Annotated in this window: 15 protein-coding genes and 1 pseudogene; 11 read left to right on the forward strand and 5 right to left on the reverse strand. The window is 66.6% G+C overall.

Annotated elements, in window-relative coordinates:
- Positions 1-30 precede the first annotated feature (30 nt).
- A complete protein-coding gene (gene dapA, locus ACEN8G_RS08275; RefSeq protein ID WP_413419105.1) occupies positions 31-912 on the forward strand; it encodes a 4-hydroxy-tetrahydrodipicolinate synthase in 882 nt (293 codons plus the stop codon).
- A gap of 49 nt (positions 913-961) precedes the next feature.
- On the opposite strand, the gene ACEN8G_RS08280 is transcribed toward dapA, so the two are convergent.
- The 3 genes from ACEN8G_RS08280 to ACEN8G_RS08290 all read right to left on the reverse strand — a co-directional run bounded on the left by ACEN8G_RS08280 (position 962) and on the right by ACEN8G_RS08290 (position 3,375).
- Positions 962-1,684 (reverse strand): 2OG-Fe(II) oxygenase, encoded by a 723-nt coding sequence (locus ACEN8G_RS08280; protein ID WP_413419103.1) that lies wholly within the window; start codon positions 1,682-1,684, stop codon positions 962-964.
- A gap of 117 nt (positions 1,685-1,801) precedes the next feature.
- The gene (locus ACEN8G_RS08285; protein ID WP_413740768.1) at positions 1,802-2,743 is read right to left on the reverse strand and encodes an RcnB family protein; all 942 of its coding nucleotides are present in this window, start codon (positions 2,741-2,743) and stop codon (positions 1,802-1,804) included.
- Between the two features lie 119 nt (positions 2,744-2,862).
- Positions 2,863-3,375, reverse strand: coding sequence for a (2Fe-2S)-binding protein (locus ACEN8G_RS08290; protein ID WP_413417789.1), 513 nt, complete (start codon positions 3,373-3,375; stop codon positions 2,863-2,865).
- A 77-nt stretch (positions 3,376-3,452) separates the two neighbouring features.
- Here ACEN8G_RS08290 and ACEN8G_RS08295 point away from each other — a divergent pair, with 77 nt between their 5' ends.
- Positions 3,453-4,253: a DODA-type extradiol aromatic ring-opening family dioxygenase gene (locus ACEN8G_RS08295; protein WP_413417791.1), complete on the forward strand. Its 801-nt coding sequence runs from the start codon at positions 3,453-3,455 to the stop codon at positions 4,251-4,253.
- Positions 4,254-4,492: 239 nt separating this feature from the next.
- Positions 4,493-4,812 (forward strand): annotated as a pseudogene (locus tag ACEN8G_RS08300) (GIY-YIG nuclease family protein).
- Positions 4,813-4,877: 65 nt separating this feature from the next.
- On the opposite strand, the gene ACEN8G_RS08305 reads toward ACEN8G_RS08300, so the two are convergent.
- Positions 4,878-5,636, reverse strand: a complete 759-nt coding sequence (locus tag ACEN8G_RS08305; protein WP_413417793.1) for a class II aldolase/adducin family protein — start codon at positions 5,634-5,636, stop codon at positions 4,878-4,880.
- 137 nt (positions 5,637-5,773) lie between these two features.
- Between ACEN8G_RS08305 and ACEN8G_RS08310 the strand changes: the two genes are divergently transcribed.
- Complete coding sequence (locus tag ACEN8G_RS08310; RefSeq protein ID WP_413417795.1) at positions 5,774-6,700, forward strand: DUF3829 domain-containing protein; 927 nt, start codon at positions 5,774-5,776, stop codon at positions 6,698-6,700.
- A 129-nt stretch (positions 6,701-6,829) separates the two neighbouring features.
- On the opposite strand, the gene ACEN8G_RS08315 is transcribed toward ACEN8G_RS08310, so the two are convergent.
- On the reverse strand, positions 6,830-8,230 hold the full coding sequence (locus ACEN8G_RS08315; RefSeq protein ID WP_413417797.1) for a helix-turn-helix domain-containing protein: 1,401 nt from the start codon (positions 8,228-8,230) through the stop codon (positions 6,830-6,832).
- 103 nt (positions 8,231-8,333) lie between these two features.
- Here ACEN8G_RS08315 and ACEN8G_RS08320 point away from each other — a divergent pair, with 103 nt between their 5' ends.
- From ACEN8G_RS08320 to ACEN8G_RS08350, 7 genes are all read left to right on the forward strand, one after another.
- On the forward strand, positions 8,334-9,860 hold the full coding sequence (locus ACEN8G_RS08320) for an acyl-CoA carboxylase subunit beta (RefSeq protein ID WP_413417799.1): 1,527 nt from the start codon (positions 8,334-8,336) through the stop codon (positions 9,858-9,860).
- A gap of 7 nt (positions 9,861-9,867) precedes the next feature.
- Positions 9,868-10,110, forward strand: a complete 243-nt coding sequence (locus ACEN8G_RS08325) for a hypothetical protein (protein WP_413417801.1) — start codon at positions 9,868-9,870, stop codon at positions 10,108-10,110.
- The gene (gene mce / locus ACEN8G_RS08330; RefSeq protein ID WP_413417803.1) at positions 10,107-10,526 is read left to right on the forward strand and encodes a methylmalonyl-CoA epimerase; all 420 of its coding nucleotides are present in this window, start codon (positions 10,107-10,109) and stop codon (positions 10,524-10,526) included. The genes ACEN8G_RS08325 and mce overlap by 4 nt, the downstream gene beginning before the upstream one ends.
- A 150-nt stretch (positions 10,527-10,676) precedes the next feature.
- On the forward strand, positions 10,677-12,818 hold the full coding sequence (scpA, locus tag ACEN8G_RS08335) for a methylmalonyl-CoA mutase (protein WP_413417805.1): 2,142 nt from the start codon (positions 10,677-10,679) through the stop codon (positions 12,816-12,818).
- The gene (locus ACEN8G_RS08340; RefSeq protein ID WP_413417807.1) at positions 12,815-13,159 is read left to right on the forward strand and encodes a hypothetical protein; all 345 of its coding nucleotides are present in this window, start codon (positions 12,815-12,817) and stop codon (positions 13,157-13,159) included. Before scpA ends, ACEN8G_RS08340 begins: the two co-directional genes overlap by 4 nt.
- A complete protein-coding gene (gene bioB / locus ACEN8G_RS08345) occupies positions 13,156-14,148 on the forward strand; it encodes a biotin synthase BioB (protein WP_413417809.1) in 993 nt (330 codons plus the stop codon). The genes ACEN8G_RS08340 and bioB overlap by 4 nt, the downstream gene beginning before the upstream one ends.
- A 120-nt stretch (positions 14,149-14,268) precedes the next feature.
- Positions 14,269-16,287, forward strand: a complete 2,019-nt coding sequence (locus tag ACEN8G_RS08350; protein WP_413418680.1) for a biotin carboxylase N-terminal domain-containing protein — start codon at positions 14,269-14,271, stop codon at positions 16,285-16,287.
- Positions 16,288-16,311: the final 24 nt, after the last annotated feature.

Consider the following 16,311-nt stretch of genomic DNA (forward strand, 5'->3'; position numbering starts at 1 on the left):
ATTTGGGGAATTAGGGAAGATTTTCGGACCATGTTCTGGGGCTCCATTCCCGCGCTGGTGACGCCGTTCCGTAACGGCAGCTTCGCGGAGGAAGACTATCGCGCGCTTGTTGAATGGCAGATTGCCGAAGGCTCTGCCGGGCTGGTGCCGTGCGGCACCACCGGCGAGGCGGCGACGATGCCCAAAGACGAGCATTTCGAAGTGGTGCGCGTCTGCACCGACCAGGCGAAGGGCCGCGTGCCGGTGCTCGCCGGCGCCGGCTCGAACGACACGCTGGTCGCGATCGAGAATGTGAAAGCCTCCAAGGGCGCCGGTGCCGATGCGGTGCTGATGGTCCCGCCCTATTACAACCGCCCGAGCCAGGAGGGCATCTTCCAGCATTTCGCGGCGATCGCCGAGCAGGCCGATCTGCCGATCGTGCTCTACAACGTGCCGGGCCGCACGGTGACCGACATCCAGCCGGCGACGATGGTGCGGATCGTCAAGGCGTTCCCGGGCAAGTTCATCGGCGTGAAGGACGCGACGGGCGCGCTCGCCCGCGTCTCCGAGCAGCGCGCCGGCTGCGGGCACGACTTCATCCAGCTCTCTGGCAATGACGAGACGGCGCTGGCCTTCAACGCGATGGGTGGCACAGGCTGTATCTCGGTGACCGCCAATGTCGCGCCGAAGCTCTGCGCCGAGTTCCAGGCTGCCTGGGCAGCGGGCAATCACGCGCTGGCACTGGAGCTGCACGACCGGCTCTATCCACTGCACCTCGCGATGTTCACCGATGCCTCGCCGGGGCCGGTGAAATATGCGCTGGGGCGGGTTCGGGAAGGCTTCCCGCAGGAGCTGCGCCTGCCGATGACGCCGGCCGGAGAGGCGAGCCGCAAGGCGGTCGACGCCGCGCTGGAATTCGCGGGGCTCGTCTGAGCTAATCCAATCCCCTCCCTTCCGGGGAGGGGAGTTTGGCGAGGCGAGGCTAAGCCCGCTGCTCACCGCCGGCATAATAGGTCGGCACATGGCCGCGGATCCAGGCGTTCTCGCGGAACCATTTGGTGACGATGTACTTGGTGCCCTCGAGCACGCGCATGCCCTCGTGCAGCGTGTCGTAATTGGGCGTGCCGTCTTCCATCATGTTGTTCCAGATCAGCAACAGGCCCTTTTTCGGCTTGAAGCGAACCCCGGCGCGCGGGAACCAGGTGGCGCCACCTTCCTCGACATCGTTGAGATAGGCCATCGCGGTCCAGGTGCGCTGGCCGCCATATTCGAGCATCTTCTCCCAATATTCCGCGCCCTCGTGGAAATAGTCGCAGTGCGCGCGGAACTGCTGGCCGGGGGCGTAGCGCTGGCCCTGCAGCGTCTCGGCATTCTCCGGCGGCAGGCCGAGGAGGTGGGCGATGCGATCGTCGATCTGCCAGACCAGATCGGACCAGCGGTCGAGGTCGGTCGAGCTGCTGGTGCGGAACTCGGGATCCTCATGCGCGGCGAGCAGCGTGGAGGGGCGCGCCGACTTGTCGATCAGCGCGACCAGCGCCTCGCACTCGGCTTCGCTGAGGAAATCGGGATAAGTGTAGAGCTGCGCAGTCTCCACCTTTGCCCGCTTGATGCCGGGATGGGCCTCCAGCTTCGCCGTGACTTCGCGGGCGATCCGCGCGCGGTTGGGCGAGGGGGATCCCGATACTCTGCCGATATTCTTGCTCACAGGGGCCAATTTGCGCCTGAGGGCCTCGCGGTCAATAGGGGTGGTGCCCCTTGCCAAAGGCAAGAGGCCCGGTCCTGACGGGCCGGGCCTCCCACTTCTGGCAAGATGCGGGCTGGCTTACCAGAAGATGTCGTAGATCGTGTCGACGATCTCGCCGGTCTCGACATCAACGAGTAGCGCGTCGTTGTAGTAGCGCACCCAGCGATACGGGCCGTAGACCTCGGGCAGGCGGTAATAATAGGGATCGTTGATCCAGTATTGCGACGAGAACAGGATCGAACTCAGCGTGAAGCCGATCCCGAAGCGGCGATAGCCATAGCCCCAGCCCGACGGCGCATAGTAACGCGGCAGGCGGTAGAGGCCGCGGTTGGAGCTGCGATAGCCGCGCCAGTCGTAGCGGCGGTCATTGCGCCAGCCGTTGTTCCAGCGGCCGCGGTCGTTGCCGCCCCAGCCGCGGTTGTTGTCCCAGCGGTTGCGGTCGTTGCCGCCCCAGCCGCCGCGGTTCCAGCCATTATTGTTGCGGTCGCGGTTGCGATCGTTCCAGTCGCGGTTGCCGCGATCCCACTGGCCGCTGCGATTGCCGTCGCGGTTCCAGTCGCGGCGATCCTGGCCATTACGGTTCCAGTCGCGCCGGCCGTCGCCGCCGCGGTTGCCGTCCCAGCGCTGCTGCGGCTGGGCTTGGGGCGGGGAGACCTGGGTCTGGGGCGGGCGGGCCTGGCCGCCATTCCATTGCGGACGCGAGCCGCGGTCGCCGCCGTTCCAGCCGCCACGGTTCCAGCCACCGCCATTGGCGCCGCCACCATTGTTGCCGCCGCCGTTCCAGTCGCGGCGGGGCTGCTGCTGCGGCTGCGCCTGCTGCTGGGGCTGGCCCGAGGACTGGCGCCAGCCACCGCCGCGATTGCCGCGGTCACCGCGATCGCCACGGTCCTGCGCCGGCTGCGAGGCGCCCGAATTGCCGGAACGGTCGCCGCCGCCCCAGCGATGCCCGCGATCCTGCGCCAGTGCCGGCGGGACCAGGGCTGTTGCGGCGATGATCGCCGCTAGCAAGGTCTTCTTCATCAAGTGTCTCCGCTGGGACCGGCACACGCGCCGGGCTTCGAGGGTAGCATTCCTCTAGAACCCGGCGGCTGACATGACTCTGAATTCATCTGTCAGCCAATTGAAAGCATCTGAAACATCTAGGGTTCCGACTGGGCGGGCGTCGGCGCGTCCTGTCCGGGCTCGGGAGCCGGCGCGTCGCCGCGGGCGATGCGGGCGGCGTTCTGGATCGCCTCGACCAGCCGGGGATAGATGCCGCAGCGGCAGAGATTGGGGATCGCATCCTTGATGTCCGCCTCGCTCGGGTTGCGGTTGCCGCGCAGCAGCACCGAGGCGGCCATCACCACGCCGGGGATGCAATAGCCGCATTGCGGCACGTTGGCCGCGATGAAGGCCTGCTGCACCGGATGGCTGCGATCCTTGGACAGCCCCTCGATCGTGGTGACGAACGTGCCTTCGAGCGCGCCGATCGTCTCCTGGCAGGCGAGGCGGGCGGTGCCGTCGACATCCACCGTGCAGGCGCCGCAATCGCCGGTGCCGCAGCCATATTTGGTGCCGGTGAGGTTCGAGGCGTCGCGCAGCGCCCAGAGCAGGGGCGTGCGCGGATCCATCTTGTACGCGACCGGCTGGTTGTTGACGGTGAAGCGAGTCATGCGGGGGGTGTAGCGGGAAACGCGGTGTTTCCGAAACCGGCATTGTGCCGGACCGCCCCGGGCGCGACATCGGCCACATGACATTTCCAACGCTCTTCATCCCGCATGGCGGCGGCCCCTGCTTCTTCATGGACCCGAATGGCGGTCCGGCCGACCCGATGTGGCAGCCGATGCAGGCCTATCTCGCCGGGCTGATCGACTCGCTGCCCGAGCGGCCAAAGGCGATCCTGCTGGTCTCGGGCCATTGGGAGGAGGAGCAGGTCACCGTGCATGCCGGCAACGGCCAGCCGCTGCTGTTCGACTATTACGGCTTTCCCGAGCACACCTATCGCCTGCGCTGGGATGCGCCGGGCTCTCCGCAAGTAGCGGAGCGGACGAAGGCGCTGCTCGAGGGGGCGGGCTTTCCCGTCGGCGAGGAGCGCGAGCGTGGCTGGGACCACGGCGTGTTCATCCCGATGATGGTCGCAGTGCCGGGTGCCGATATCCCGCTGGTCCAGCTCTCGCTGCGCAAGGACCTGGACCCTGCCGACCATATCGCGCTGGGCAGGGCGCTGGCGCCGCTGCGCGACGAGGGCGTGCTGATCGTCGGCAGCGGCATGAGCTTCCACAACCTCCGCGCCCGTGGACCGCAAGTGACGCCGGTCGCCGATGAATGGGATGCGGCCCTGACCGACGCAGTGACCGATGCCGATCCGGCGCGCCGGGCCGCGCGGGTCGCCGCCTGGGACCAGCTGCCCCACGCCCATTTCGCCCATCCGCGCGAGGAGCACCTGCTGCCGCTGATGGTCGCGCTCGGCGCGGGCGGCGAGGGGCCGGCGGTGTGCGATTACCGCGATCATGTGCTGGGGTGGACGGTTTCGGGCTACCGGTTTGGGTGATTTACCCCAACGGGGTACGAAAGTTCACTAAAGTCACGACATCCACAGCTACGGCGCAGCGGCTTTCCGAAGCGGCGGATTTACCCGTCTGGGGTGCCTTCGCGTCCGGCCTGATATTCGCGATGAGAAAGAGCGAAGCGAGGGTGGCAGGCGAAATCCTATTTTGGAAGTGAGTGGGTCCGCTCTGGACGTAACTCCGTCATCCCGGCCTTGTGCCGGGATCCACCGGGCCGCAGACAATGTCCGTCGTGATCGAAAGAACGCCTTGCGTCTATATCCTGGCCAGCCGCTATAACGGCGCGATCTATGTAGGCGTGACTTCGAACCTGCTGGGTCGGATCATCCAGCATCGCGAAGGCGCGTTCGAGGACATGCGAAGAGGCTTGGGTTTCGGCGGCTGGTCTATTTCGAGACCGGCGAAAGCATGGAAGGGGCGATTGCGCGCGAGAAGCAGCTCAAGCGCTATCGGCGCGAGTGGAAGCGGAACCTGATCGAGCGGCAGAATCCGATGTGGAACGACCTTGCTGTCGAGCTGGGATTGGAGCCTCTGCCGGCATGACCCGTGGCCCGGTGGGCCCCGGCACAAGGCCGGGGTGACGGTAGGGGTGTGGAGAGGGTGGTCCCCTACTCCCGCCAGCTCTTGTCCGTGCGGTCCACCAGGCGGACCATCGCGGCGAAGTCCGCGGCGCCGGGGCCGCCCGGAACCTGGGCCATGTGGAGGTCGCGCTGGTGGACGGCGACGACTTCGTCGGGCACTACCAGCGGCTCGCCCATGCTCGCGGTGGCGATCTGGATCTCGCAGGCACGCTGGAGCGACCAGTGCTTGATGAACGCCTCGGGCAGGGTGCGGCCCATCACCAGGATGCCATGGTTCCGGAGCAGCATCACCCGCTTGTCGCCGAGATGCGCGAGCAGCCGCTCACCCTCCTCGTCGCGCACCGTCACGCCTTCGAAGTCGTGATAGGCGATCTGGCCGGCGAAGTTGCAGGCGTAGAAATTGGTGGGGCGCAGGCCGCCCTCGACGCTGGCGACCGCCATGCCCGCCGTGGTGTGGGTGTGGGCGATGCAATGCGCGTCGGGGAGGTGGCGGTGGAACAGCGCGTGCTGGACGAAGCCGGCGCGGTTCACCGGATAGGGCGAGTCGTCGAGCTTGTTGCCGTCGATGTCGATCTTGACGAGGTTCGACGCCTTCACCTCGCTGAAGTGCAGCCCGAACGGGTTGATCAGGAACGCGCCTTCCTCGCCCGGCACCTTCAGCGTGATGTGGTTGTAGATCATCTCGGACCAGCCGAGCATGTCGAACACCCGGTAGCAGGCGGCGAGTTGCTGGCGCGCCTCCCACTCGGCTTCGGTCATCACTTTGGTTGCCAGCGCGGTGGCCATGTTACCTCTCCCAAGGCTTTTTCGTTTTTCGGGTATGCCACAAGCTGTGCTCCTGCGAAAGCAGGAGCACATGCCCGATGGATCGAATGCGCGCGCAGTGCGTTTCGCCGGCGCAACGGTTGAGGGGTGTATTCCGCATGCTGAAGTTGAAGGTGCGCCAGGGTGTCGTCCTGGCGGGATTGTTCACGCTGGCTGCTTGTGGCGGCGCCGGCTCGGGTGGCGGCAACGGATCGGCGGCTGTGGCGACTTCGCCCGATGCCGCGGCCAAGATCAGCGCCTATACCGAGGCGTATAACGGCCTGATCGACACGTTCGGCCTGCCGGCGACGGCGGATACCTACAAGGAAGCCAAGATCCCGAGCCGATCGCCATCGGACAGCATCAACGTCAGCGACGGCTGGGTCGAGACCGGCGAGGGCAAGCTGAAGGCGGCGATCGCGCTGCCGGGTTCGCTCGGCGATCTCGACAAGAAGGCGGAGGCGCTGGACGCCGCGCTGGTCAAGGTGCTCGCCCGGCTGAGGCCGCTCTATCAATATTACAACACCAAGGCCTATCGCGAGGACGCGCTGAAGCGCGGCAAGGCCGAGGACGCCCAGATGATCGCCGAGTTCGACGCGGCGCTGAAGGCGATGGACGACTTCAATGCCGAGCTGGTCAAGCAGCGCCGGGCCGGCGCCGAGGCGGAGCTGGCCAAGCTCAAGGCGGACGGCAACATCGTCGGTTACAACAACAAGCAGGCGATGCTGCAGGCCGAGGAGCTGGTCGGGCTGTTCGACAAGCCCGAGGACCTGAAGGACGCGGCGATCTTCGCTAAGGCGGACGGGCTGGCGTCGTCGCTCGACAAGCTGCTGACCGAGCAGCAAAAGGCGATCACGGAAGCCAAGACCAAGGCGACCGAGCCGCTCGAGAAGAGCCGGCTGGGCACCTATGAGCTGGTGGCGGAGATGCTGGGATCGATGATCGGCCAGTATCGCGAGCTGAAACAGTCGCATTCGCCGAGCAACATGAAGTCGATGATCGACTCGTACAACAATGCGGTGGGTTCGGCGAACCGGATCAGTTGAGGTGTTCTCGCTTTAATCATCGTCATCCCCGCGAAGGCGGGGATCCAGGGTGGCAGAGCAATGCCCTTTGTGACTCTGGATCCCCGCCTTCGCGGGGATGACGGATATTGAAAGCGGCGGGGTCCTTCCTCAGCTGAACGCGTAAGGCACGACGCTGCGCCGGTCCGGATCGATCGCGATCGCCGAGGCGGCGGGGGGGAAGGCGCGCTGGTCGCAGTCCACCCGCGGGCAGATGCGGCAGCTCGCGCCGATCGGGGTGGCCGCGCCGCCCGGGCGGAGGTCGTCGGCATAGACGAAGTCGGCGGCGTGCAGCTCCTCGCAGCCCAGGGCCACGGCATAGCGGCGCGACGGGCGGGCATAACTGCCCGAAGGCTTCACCAGCCCCTTGGCCATCGAGACATAGCGCGTGCCGTCAGGCATCTCGGCATGCTGGACGAGGATGCGGTCGGGGATCGCCACCGCCTCGTGCACCACCCAGAGCGGGCAGGCGCCGCCGAGCGCGGCGAATTGCAGGCGAGTGGCCGAGTGGCGCTTGGTGATGTTGCCGGCCATGTCGACCCGGCAGAAGAAGAAGGGCAGGCCGGCGGCACCCGGGCGCTGGAGGGTGGAGAGGCGGTGGCAGGCCTGCTCGAAGCTCACCCCGAAGCGCTGGCGCAACCGGTCGATGTCGTGGCGGACGGTGCGGGCGGTGTCCTTGAACGGCGTGTAGGGCATCAGCAGCGCGCCGGCGGCATAATTGGCGAGGCCGATGTTGAGCAGCTCGCGAGCCGCGGGAGAGGCGAGGCCGGACTCCTCGACCACCTGGCGCATCTCGTTCTCGAACTCGTAGCGGACCAGCCGGTGGGCGAGCAGGAAGGCGCGGCTCTCCGGCGGGAGCGCGCTGTTCACGGCCAGGGTGCGGTCGCGCGGGTCGAAGCGGCTGAGCTGGCTGCCGTCGCCCTCCTCGCCGGTGACGCGGACGCCGTGCCAGCGCAGCCGGTCCTCGAGGCCGCGGGTGGGGCGGTCGGGGTCGAGATCGGCGGAGAGCGTCTCGGCCGAGCGGTCGATCGCGTCGATGTAATTGCCCTCGGCCTGAAACCAGTCGCGCACCTCCTCCCAGGGGAGCGGGGCGGTGCCGGTCGAGCCGCTGTCGAACCGGTCGTCGAGGACGCGGAGCTGCTCCTGGCTGCGGCGCCAGGCCTCGTGCAGCGCGACCATGCGGCGGGCGAGGAGCGGCTGCTGCTCGATGCCGCGGCGGACATCGGCCTCGTCGAGCCGTCCGGCGGGGACGCTGGCATCGGTGGCGGCGTCGATCGTGCGGAGCAGCGCCGCGCTGTCCTCGACATCGCCGAACGCCTCGAGCGGGAATTCGCGGGCGAGGGCGACCAGGACGATGTCGGTGATCGGCCGGTCGTTGTTCTCGATCTGCGAGAGGTAGGAGACCGAGATGCCGAGCCGCGTGGCCATCGCCGCCTGGCTGATGCCGGCGCGGCGGCGCAGCTCGCGCAGGCGGAAGCCTTCGAAGACGCGGCGGCGGGGAGAGTTGCTCATATCCGCAGTATATCTGCAAACTGGCACGCTGCAACTTTGCAACATTGCATTTGCCGCAGGGGCATGTCCCGATGCAGAGGCGCAGCCACCTAAGGGGAACCGCATGTCGTCGACGATCGAGGAACTGGAACGCCGCCGCGCCGCTGCCCGTCTGGGCGGAGGCCAGAAGCGGATCGACGCGCAGCACGCCAAGGGCAAGCTCACCGCGAGGGAGCGTGTCGAGGTGCTGCTCGACCAGGGATCGTTCGAAGAGCTCGACATGTATGTCGAGCATAATTGCGTCGACTTCGGCATGCAGGACCAGATCGTCCCCGGTGACGGCGTCGTCACCGGATCGGGCACGATCAACGGCCGCCTCGTCTTCGTGTTCAGCCAGGACTTCACCGTGTTCGGCGGCTCGCTCAGCGAACGTCACGCACAGAAGATCTGCAAGATCATGGACATGGCGATGAAGGTCGGCGCCCCGGTGATCGGGCTCAACGACAGCGGCGGTGCGCGCATCCAGGAGGGTGTCGCGTCGCTCGGCGGCTATGCCGAGGTGTTCCAGCGCAACGTGCTGGCATCGGGCGTGGTGCCGCAGCTCTCGCTGATCATGGGCCCGTGCGCCGGCGGCGCGGTCTATTCCCCCGCGATGACCGACTTCATCTTCATGGTGAAGGATTCATCGTACATGTTCGTCACCGGCCCGGATGTAGTGAAGACCGTTACCAACGAGATCGTCACGCAGGAGGAACTGGGTGGTGCGGTGACGCATACCACGAAGTCGGGGGTCGCTGACGTGGCCTTCGACAACGATATCGAGGCGCTGCTCGCGGCCCGCGACTTCGTGGACTTCTTGCCAAGCTCGAACCGGGAGCAGGTGCCCGAGCGGCCGAGCGACGATCCCTGGGATCGCCTCGAGCCGAGCCTCGACAGCCTCATCCCGCCGAGCGCAAACCAGCCCTACGACATGCACGAGCTGATCCGGAAGACGCTCGACGAGGGCGAGTTCTTCGAGCTGCAGCCGAGCCATGCCGGCAACATCCTGATCGGCTTCGGCCGGATCGAGGGACGCACGGTGGGCGTGGTCGCCAACCAGCCGATCGTGCTGGCCGGGTGCCTCGACATCAACAGCTCGAAGAAGGCGGCGCGGTTCGTGCGCTTCTGCGACGCGTTCGAGATCCCGATCGTCACCTTTGTCGACGTGCCGGGCTTCCTGCCGGGCGTCGGCCAGGAGCATTCGGGCATCATCAAGCACGGCGCGAAGCTGCTCTTCGCCTATGCCGAGGCGACGGTGCCGAAGATCACGGTGATCACCCGCAAGGCCTATGGCGGCGCGTACGACGTGATGGCGTCCAAGCATCTGCGCGGCGACCTCAACTATGCCTGGCCGACCGCCGAGATCGCGGTGATGGGCGCCAAGGGCGCGGTGGAGATCATCTTCCGCGGCAAGACGCCCGAGGAGATCGCCGAGCGGACCGCCGAATATGAGGCACGCTTCGCCAATCCGTTTGTTGCAGCTGCGAAGGGTTTCGTGGACGAGGTGATCATGCCCCATTCCACCCGCCGCCGCATCGCCCTGGGGCTCCGCAAGCTGCGGAACAAGCAGCTCGAGAACCCGTGGAAGAAGCACGACAACATCCCGCTGTGAGGTCGCGATGATCTTCATCGTCATCTGGACATGTCTTCTCCTGGGATTCGTCGCATTCGCCCTCTGGCAGGGCGTTCGTTCGCTTCGGTCGGGTGTCGCGAACGGGAGGCTAGGCTGGAAGGCGATCCGGCGCGTGGATAGTCCCATACTCTATTGGGCAGCGACGATCTGGATGTTTTTCGCCGGATGCGTCGGATTGGCGATCCTGGCCTTCGGCCTCTCGGCAGTGAACTGGAAAATAATCGGATGAAACTCGGCCGCCTCAACCATGTCGGCGTCGCGACCCCTTCGATCGAAGCGTCGATCGCCTTTTACCGCGACGTGATGGGCGCGGAGGTGATCCGCGCGCCGTTCGACCTGCCGGCGCAGGGCGTGAAGGTCTGCTTCGTCGATACGCCGAACAGCCAGATCGAGTTGATCGAGCCGCTGGGTGAGACCTCGCCGATCCATGGCTTCCTGGCGAAGAACCCGGCCGGCGGGCAGCATCACCTCTGCTACGAAGTGCCCGACATCCACGAAGCCAAGGCCTGGTTCGAGGCGAAGGGCGCCAAGGTGCTCGGCGAGCCGCGCATCGGTGCGCATGGCACGCCGATCTTCTTCGTGCATCCGAAGGACATGGGCGGGGTGCTCACCGAGATCATGGAGACGCCGCGTGATGGGCATTGATCTGATCTCCCTCTCCCCGACGGGGAGAGGGAAGGGGCCCGCGCCGAAGTCGGCGGAAGGGAGAGGGGCAGTCGTAGCCCGCTCTCTCTGCCCCTCTCCCTTCCGCCGACTTCGTCGGCTCCCTCCCTCTCCCCGATGGGGAGAGGGAAAGTGAGCGACAAGCCTACGCTCGACCAATGGTCCGCCGCCGCTTCGAAGGAAGTGAAGGGCCGCGACCTGGCCTGGCACACGCCCGAGGGCATCGAGGTCAAGCCGCTCTACACGGCCGAGGACACCGCGCATCTCGACCCCGGCCTGCCCGGCTTCGCGCCGTTCACGCGCGGCGTGCGCGCATCGATGTATGCCGGGCGGCCCTGGACGATCCGCCAATATGCTGGCTTCTCGACCGCCGAGGCCTCCAATGCCTTCTATCGCCGCAACCTCGCGGCGGGGCAGAAGGGGCTGAGCGTCGCCTTCGATCTCGCCACCCACCGTGGCTATGACAGCGATCATCCGCGCGTCACAGGCGACGTCGGCAAGGCGGGCGTGGCGATCGACAGCGTCGAGGACATGAAGATCCTGTTCGACGGCATCCCGCTCGATCAGATGAGCGTCAGCATGACGATGAACGGCGCGGTGATCCCGATCCTCGCCTTCTTCATCATCGCGGGCGAGGAGCAGGGTGTCGACAAGAGCCTGCTCGACGGGACCATCCAGAACGACATCCTCAAGGAGTTCATGGTCCGCAACACCTATATCTACCCGCCCGAACCGAGCATGCGGATCATTTCGGACATTTTCGCATATACCAGCGCGAACATGCCGAAATTCAACAGCATTTCCATTTCCGGCTATCATATGCAGGAAGCCGGGGCGACGCAGGTGCAGGAGCTCGCCTTCACCATCGCCGACGGCATGGAATATGTGAAGTACGGCGTCGCCAGCGGGCTGGATATCGACAAGTTCGCAGGTCGCCTGAGCTTCTTCTTCGCGATCGGCATGAACTTCTTCATGGAGATCGCGAAGCTGCGCGCGGCGCGCGTGCTGTGGCACCGGGTGATGACCAAGCTGGGGGCGCAGGACGAGCGCTCGAAGATGCTGCGCACCCACTGCCAGACCAGCGGCGTGTCGCTGACCGAGCAGGACCCGTACAACAACGTCATCCGCACCACGATCGAGGCGATGGCGGCGATGCTGGGCGGCACGCAGAGCCTGCACACCAACGCGCTCGACGAAGCGATCGCGCTGCCGACCGACTTCTCTGCCAGGATCGCGCGCAACACCCAGCTGGTCATCCAGGAGGAGACGGGCATGTGCAATGTCGTCGATCCGCTGGGCGGCAGCTATTATATCGAGAGCCTCACCCAGGAGCTGGTCGACAAGGCCTGGGAGATCATCGAGCGGGTCGAGGCCGAAGGCGGCATGGCCAAGGCGGTGGCGGCCGGCTGGCCCAAGGCGATGATCGAGGAGGCGGCCGCAGCGACGGCGGCACGGATCGATCGCGGCGAGCAGGTGATCGTCGGCGTCAACAAGTATCGCAAGGCCGAGGAAGAGCCGATCGACATCCTCGATGTCGATAACCATGCCGTGCGTGAGGCGCAGATCGCCCGGATCAAGCGGGTGAAGGCGAGCCGCGACGAGGCGGCGTGCCAGGCAGCGCTGTTCGCGCTGCAGGAAGGCGCGCGGGGCAGCGACAATTTGCTCGCGCTTGCCGTCGAGGCTGCCCGTGCCCGTGCGACGCTGGGCGAGATCAGCGCGGCGATGGAGGCCGGCTTCGGTCGCTATGCCACCAAGCCGACCCCAGTGCAGGGTGTCTATGGCGGCGCCTATCAGGACGATGTGGTTTGGGAGCGGCTCAAGGACGGGGTGACCGCCACCGAGCGCCGGCTTGGTCGCAAGCCCCGCATGCTCGTCGCCAAGATGGGGCAGGACGGGCATGACCGCGGCGCCAATCTGGTCTCCTCGGCCTTCGGCGACCTGGGCTTCGACGTGGTGCCGGGGCCGTTGTTCCAGACCCCGCAGGAAGCCGCAGCGCTGGCGATCGAGAGCAATGTCGATGTCGTGGGTGCTTCCAGCCTCGCCGCGGGTCACAAGACGCTGATCCCCGAGCTGATCCGCGAATTGCAGGACGCGGGCAGGGCGGACATCAAGGTGGTCGCCGGCGGGGTTATCCCGGCGCAGGACTATGAGTTTCTCCGCGAAGCCGGCGTGCAGGCGATCTTCGGGCCGGGCACCAACCTTGTCAAAGCGGCCGAAGAAGTGCTGAGGCTCCTCGGGCACAACATGCCCCCCGTGGAGGAAGCCGCCGAATGACGGAGATCGAGGAAGAGCTTGCCAAGGCCGGAGACGGCGAGGCGCTGCTCTACGACTATTTCAAGCACCTCACCTCGCTGTGCATCGTCTCGCTGGGCGGTGTGCTGGCGCTGGTGCCCTATGGCAAGAGCCTGTCTCCCAAGGCGATCATCCTGGTGCTGATCGTGCTGGCCTCGGCGGGGCTGCTCTCTTTCTCCGGTGCCGGCGAGATCGTACGTGCACGGTTCAAGCGCAAGCCGCTGAACAACAACGTCAATTTCTGCCGGATCGGCGCGCCCGTGCTGCTTTCCATCGGCGTCGGCATGTTCGTCTATCTCTTTACCCGGACCCTGCAACCATGACCCGTACCGACTGGACCCGCGACGAGATCGCCGCGCTGTTCGACCTGCCGTTCACCGAACTCGTCTTCCGCGCCGCCGAGGTGCACCGCGCGCATCACGCGCCGAACGAGGTCCAGCTCTCGACGCTGCTCAGCATCAAGACCGGCGGCTGCCCGGAGGATTGCGGCTATTGCAGCCAGTCGGTGTCGGCCGAGACCGGCCTGAAGGCGACCAAGCTGATGGACGTGCGCCAGGTGCTGCAGGCCGCGGCCCAGGCCAAGGACCATGGTTCGTCGCGCTTCTGCATGGGCGCCGCCTGGCGCAATCCCAAGGACCGCGACATGCCCGCCATCGTCGAGATGGTGCAGGGTGTGCGCGCGATGGGCATGGAGACCTGCATGACCTTGGGCATGCTCAGCGAGAAGCAGGCGCAGATGCTCGCCGATGCCGGGCTCGATTACTACAACCACAATATCGACACGTCCCCTGAACGTTACGCCGAGGTGATCACCACCCGCAGCTTCGAGGATCGTCTCGACACGCTCGAGCATGTCCGCGAGGCGGGGATCAACGTGTGCTGCGGCGGCATCGTCGGCATGGGCGAGACCCGGCCGGACCGTGTCGGCTTCATTCATGCGCTCGCCACCCTGCCGGTGCATCCGGGCAGCGTGCCGGTGAACGCGCTGGTGCCGATCAAGGGCACCGTGCTCGGCAACATGCTCGCCGACACACCGCTCGCCCAGATCGACGACATCGAGTTCGTCCGTACGATCGCAGTGGCGCGGATCACCATGCCGGAGAGCATGGTGCGCCTCTCCGCCGGGCGCGAGAGCATGAGCGACGCGACCCAGGCGCTGTGCTTCCTGGCCGGCGCCAACTCGATCTTCACCGGCGACAAGCTGCTCACCGCGGGCAATGCCGGCGACGACAAGGATGCGGCGCTGTTCGCCCGGCTGGGCGTCAAGCCGATGCAGGCCGAGGTGAAGGTCGAGCTCGAGGCGGCGGAGTAAGAGTTCCCCTCCCGCTTGTGGGAGGGGTTAGGGGAGGGGCCACCCCTCCGAACCGGATAGAACGCTCGCGGCAGACAGGCCCTCCCCCGGCCCCTCCCGCAAGCGGAAGGGGAGTGAAGGGTGTTCAAGAAGATCCTGGTCGCCAATCGGGGCGAGATCGCGTGCCGCGTGATGCGCACCGCCAAGAAGATGGGGATCGCCACGGTGGCGGTCTATTCGGACGCGGACGCCCGCGCGCCGCACGTGCTGATGGCGGACGAGGCGGTGCGGCTCGGGCCGGCGCCGGCGGCGGAATCCTATCTCAAGGCCGAGCTGATCCTGCTCGCCGCCAAGGAGACCGGGGCCGACTGCATCCATCCGGGATACGGTTTCCTCTCGGAGCGCGAGAGCTTTGCGAAGGCTTGCGCGGATGCGGGGATCGCCTTTGTCGGCCCGCCGCCGGGCGCTATCGCGGCGATGGGCGACAAGATCGAGTCCAAGAAGCTCGCCAAGGCGGCCGGGGTCAACGTCGTGCCCGGTTTCGTCGGGGTGATCGAGGATACCGAGCACGCCGTCCGCATCTCCAACGAGATCGGCTATCCGGTGATGATGAAGGCCTCGGCCGGCGGCGGCGGCAAGGGCATGCGCCTTGCCTGGAGCGAGGCCGATGTCCGCGAGGGCTTCGAGGCGACCAAGCGCGAGGGGCTGGCAAGCTTCGGCGACGACCGGGTGTTCATCGAGAAGTTCATCGAGAGCCCGCGCCATATCGAGATCCAGGTGCTGGGCGACCAGCATGGCAACATCGTCTATCTGGGCGAGCGCGAATGCTCGATCCAGCGCCGCCACCAGAAGGTGGTCGAGGAGGCGCCGTCGCCCTTCGTCACGCCCGAGATGCGCAAGGCGATGGGCGAGCAGGCCGTCGCCCTCTCGCGCGCCGTGGGCTATTTCAGCGCCGGCACGGTCGAGTTGATCGTCTCGGGCGCCGACAAGACCGGGCAGGGCTTCTACTTCCTCGAGATGAACACCCGCCTGCAGGTGGAGCATCCGGTGACCGAGGCGGTGACCGGGCTCGATCTGGTCGAGCAGATGATCCGCGTCGCCTATGGCGAGAAGCTCGCCTTCGGCCAGGACGACATCAGGCTGACCGGCTGGGCGATCGAGAATCGCGTCTATGCCGAGGATCCCTATCGCGGCTTCCTGCCCTCCACCGGGCGGCTGGTGCGCTATCGCCCGCCCGCTGCCGAGGAGACGCCTTATGGCGCGCCCGGCACCCGCGGCGACCATGGCTATGTCCGCGTCGACGACGGCGTGACCGAGGGCAGCGAGATCTCGATGTTCTACGACCCGATGATCGCCAAGCTGATCACCTGGGGCGAGACGCGCGACGAGGCGGCGGACCTGCAGGTGGCGGCGCTCGACCGCTTCCGGATCGACGGCATCGGCCACAATATCGATTTCCTCTCCGCGCTGGTCCAGCATCCGCGCTTCCGGGAAGGCGCGTTGACCACTGGGTTCATCGCCGAGGAATATCCCGAGGGCTTCCACGGCGCGCCGGCCTCCGATGCGCTGAAGCGCAAGCTGGCGGCGCTGGCGGCAGTCATCGACATCGAGCGTGCAGAACGGGCCGCGGCGACCTCGGGCCAGCTCAACGGGGCCGTCTCCGTCGGTGACGAGCGCGTGGTGCTGATCGACGGCGATCGGTTCGCGGTCGTGGTCGACGAGGAAGTCACGGTCGATGGCCAGCCGATGGAGATCGACGGCGAATGGCAGGCGGACAATCTGATCCTCACCGCGATGATCGACGGCGCGCCGCTCAGCGTCGGGGTCGCGCGCAAGGGGGCGGCCTGGAAGCTCACCGCGCACGGTGCCTCGCACCTGGTCGAGGTCTATCCGCCGCACATCGCGCAGTTCCGGCACCACATGATCGAGAAGGTGCCGCCGGACATGAGCAAGTTCCTGCTCGCGCCGATGCCGGGCCTGCTCACCCAGCTCCATGTCGCGCCCGGCGACAAGGTCGAGGCCGGCCAGCCGCTTGCGGTGGTGGAGGCGATGAAGATGGAGAACATCCTGCGCGCCGAGCGGGCAGGGGTGGTGAAGGCGGCCAATTTCGGCGCCGGCGACAGCCTGGCCGTGGACGCGGCAATCCTCGAGTTCGAATGAAGGGGCGGGCGACGCCGCGGAACC

Source organism: Sphingomonas sp. Sphisp66, from assembly GCF_047324325.1.
In the GTDB taxonomy this organism is placed as follows: Bacteria; Pseudomonadota; Alphaproteobacteria; order Sphingomonadales; family Sphingomonadaceae; genus Sphingomonas.

Coding starts and splice junctions, on each gene's coding strand:
- ACEN8G_RS08320 (WP_413417799.1), top strand. CDS start 8,334: ATGTCGTCGACGATCGAGGAACTGGAACGCCGCCGCGCCGCTGCCCGT.
- ACEN8G_RS08305 (WP_413417793.1), bottom strand. CDS start 5,636: ATGGCCACCGCGCTGGCAACCAAAGTGATGACCGAAGCCGAGTGGGAG.
- ACEN8G_RS08310 (WP_413417795.1), top strand. CDS start 5,774: ATGCTGAAGTTGAAGGTGCGCCAGGGTGTCGTCCTGGCGGGATTGTTC.
- dapA (WP_413419105.1), top strand. CDS start 31: ATGTTCTGGGGCTCCATTCCCGCGCTGGTGACGCCGTTCCGTAACGGC.
- ACEN8G_RS08290 (WP_413417789.1), bottom strand. CDS start 3,375: ATGACTCGCTTCACCGTCAACAACCAGCCGGTCGCGTACAAGATGGAT.
- ACEN8G_RS08315 (WP_413417797.1), bottom strand. CDS start 8,230: ATGAGCAACTCTCCCCGCCGCCGCGTCTTCGAAGGCTTCCGCCTGCGC.
- ACEN8G_RS08340 (WP_413417807.1), top strand. CDS start 12,815: ATGACGGAGATCGAGGAAGAGCTTGCCAAGGCCGGAGACGGCGAGGCG.
- ACEN8G_RS08295 (WP_413417791.1), top strand. CDS start 3,453: ATGACATTTCCAACGCTCTTCATCCCGCATGGCGGCGGCCCCTGCTTC.
- mce (WP_413417803.1), top strand. CDS start 10,107: ATGAAACTCGGCCGCCTCAACCATGTCGGCGTCGCGACCCCTTCGATC.
- ACEN8G_RS08285 (WP_413740768.1), bottom strand. CDS start 2,743: ATGAAGAAGACCTTGCTAGCGGCGATCATCGCCGCAACAGCCCTGGTC.
- bioB (WP_413417809.1), top strand. CDS start 13,156: ATGACCCGTACCGACTGGACCCGCGACGAGATCGCCGCGCTGTTCGAC.
- ACEN8G_RS08325 (WP_413417801.1), top strand. CDS start 9,868: ATGATCTTCATCGTCATCTGGACATGTCTTCTCCTGGGATTCGTCGCA.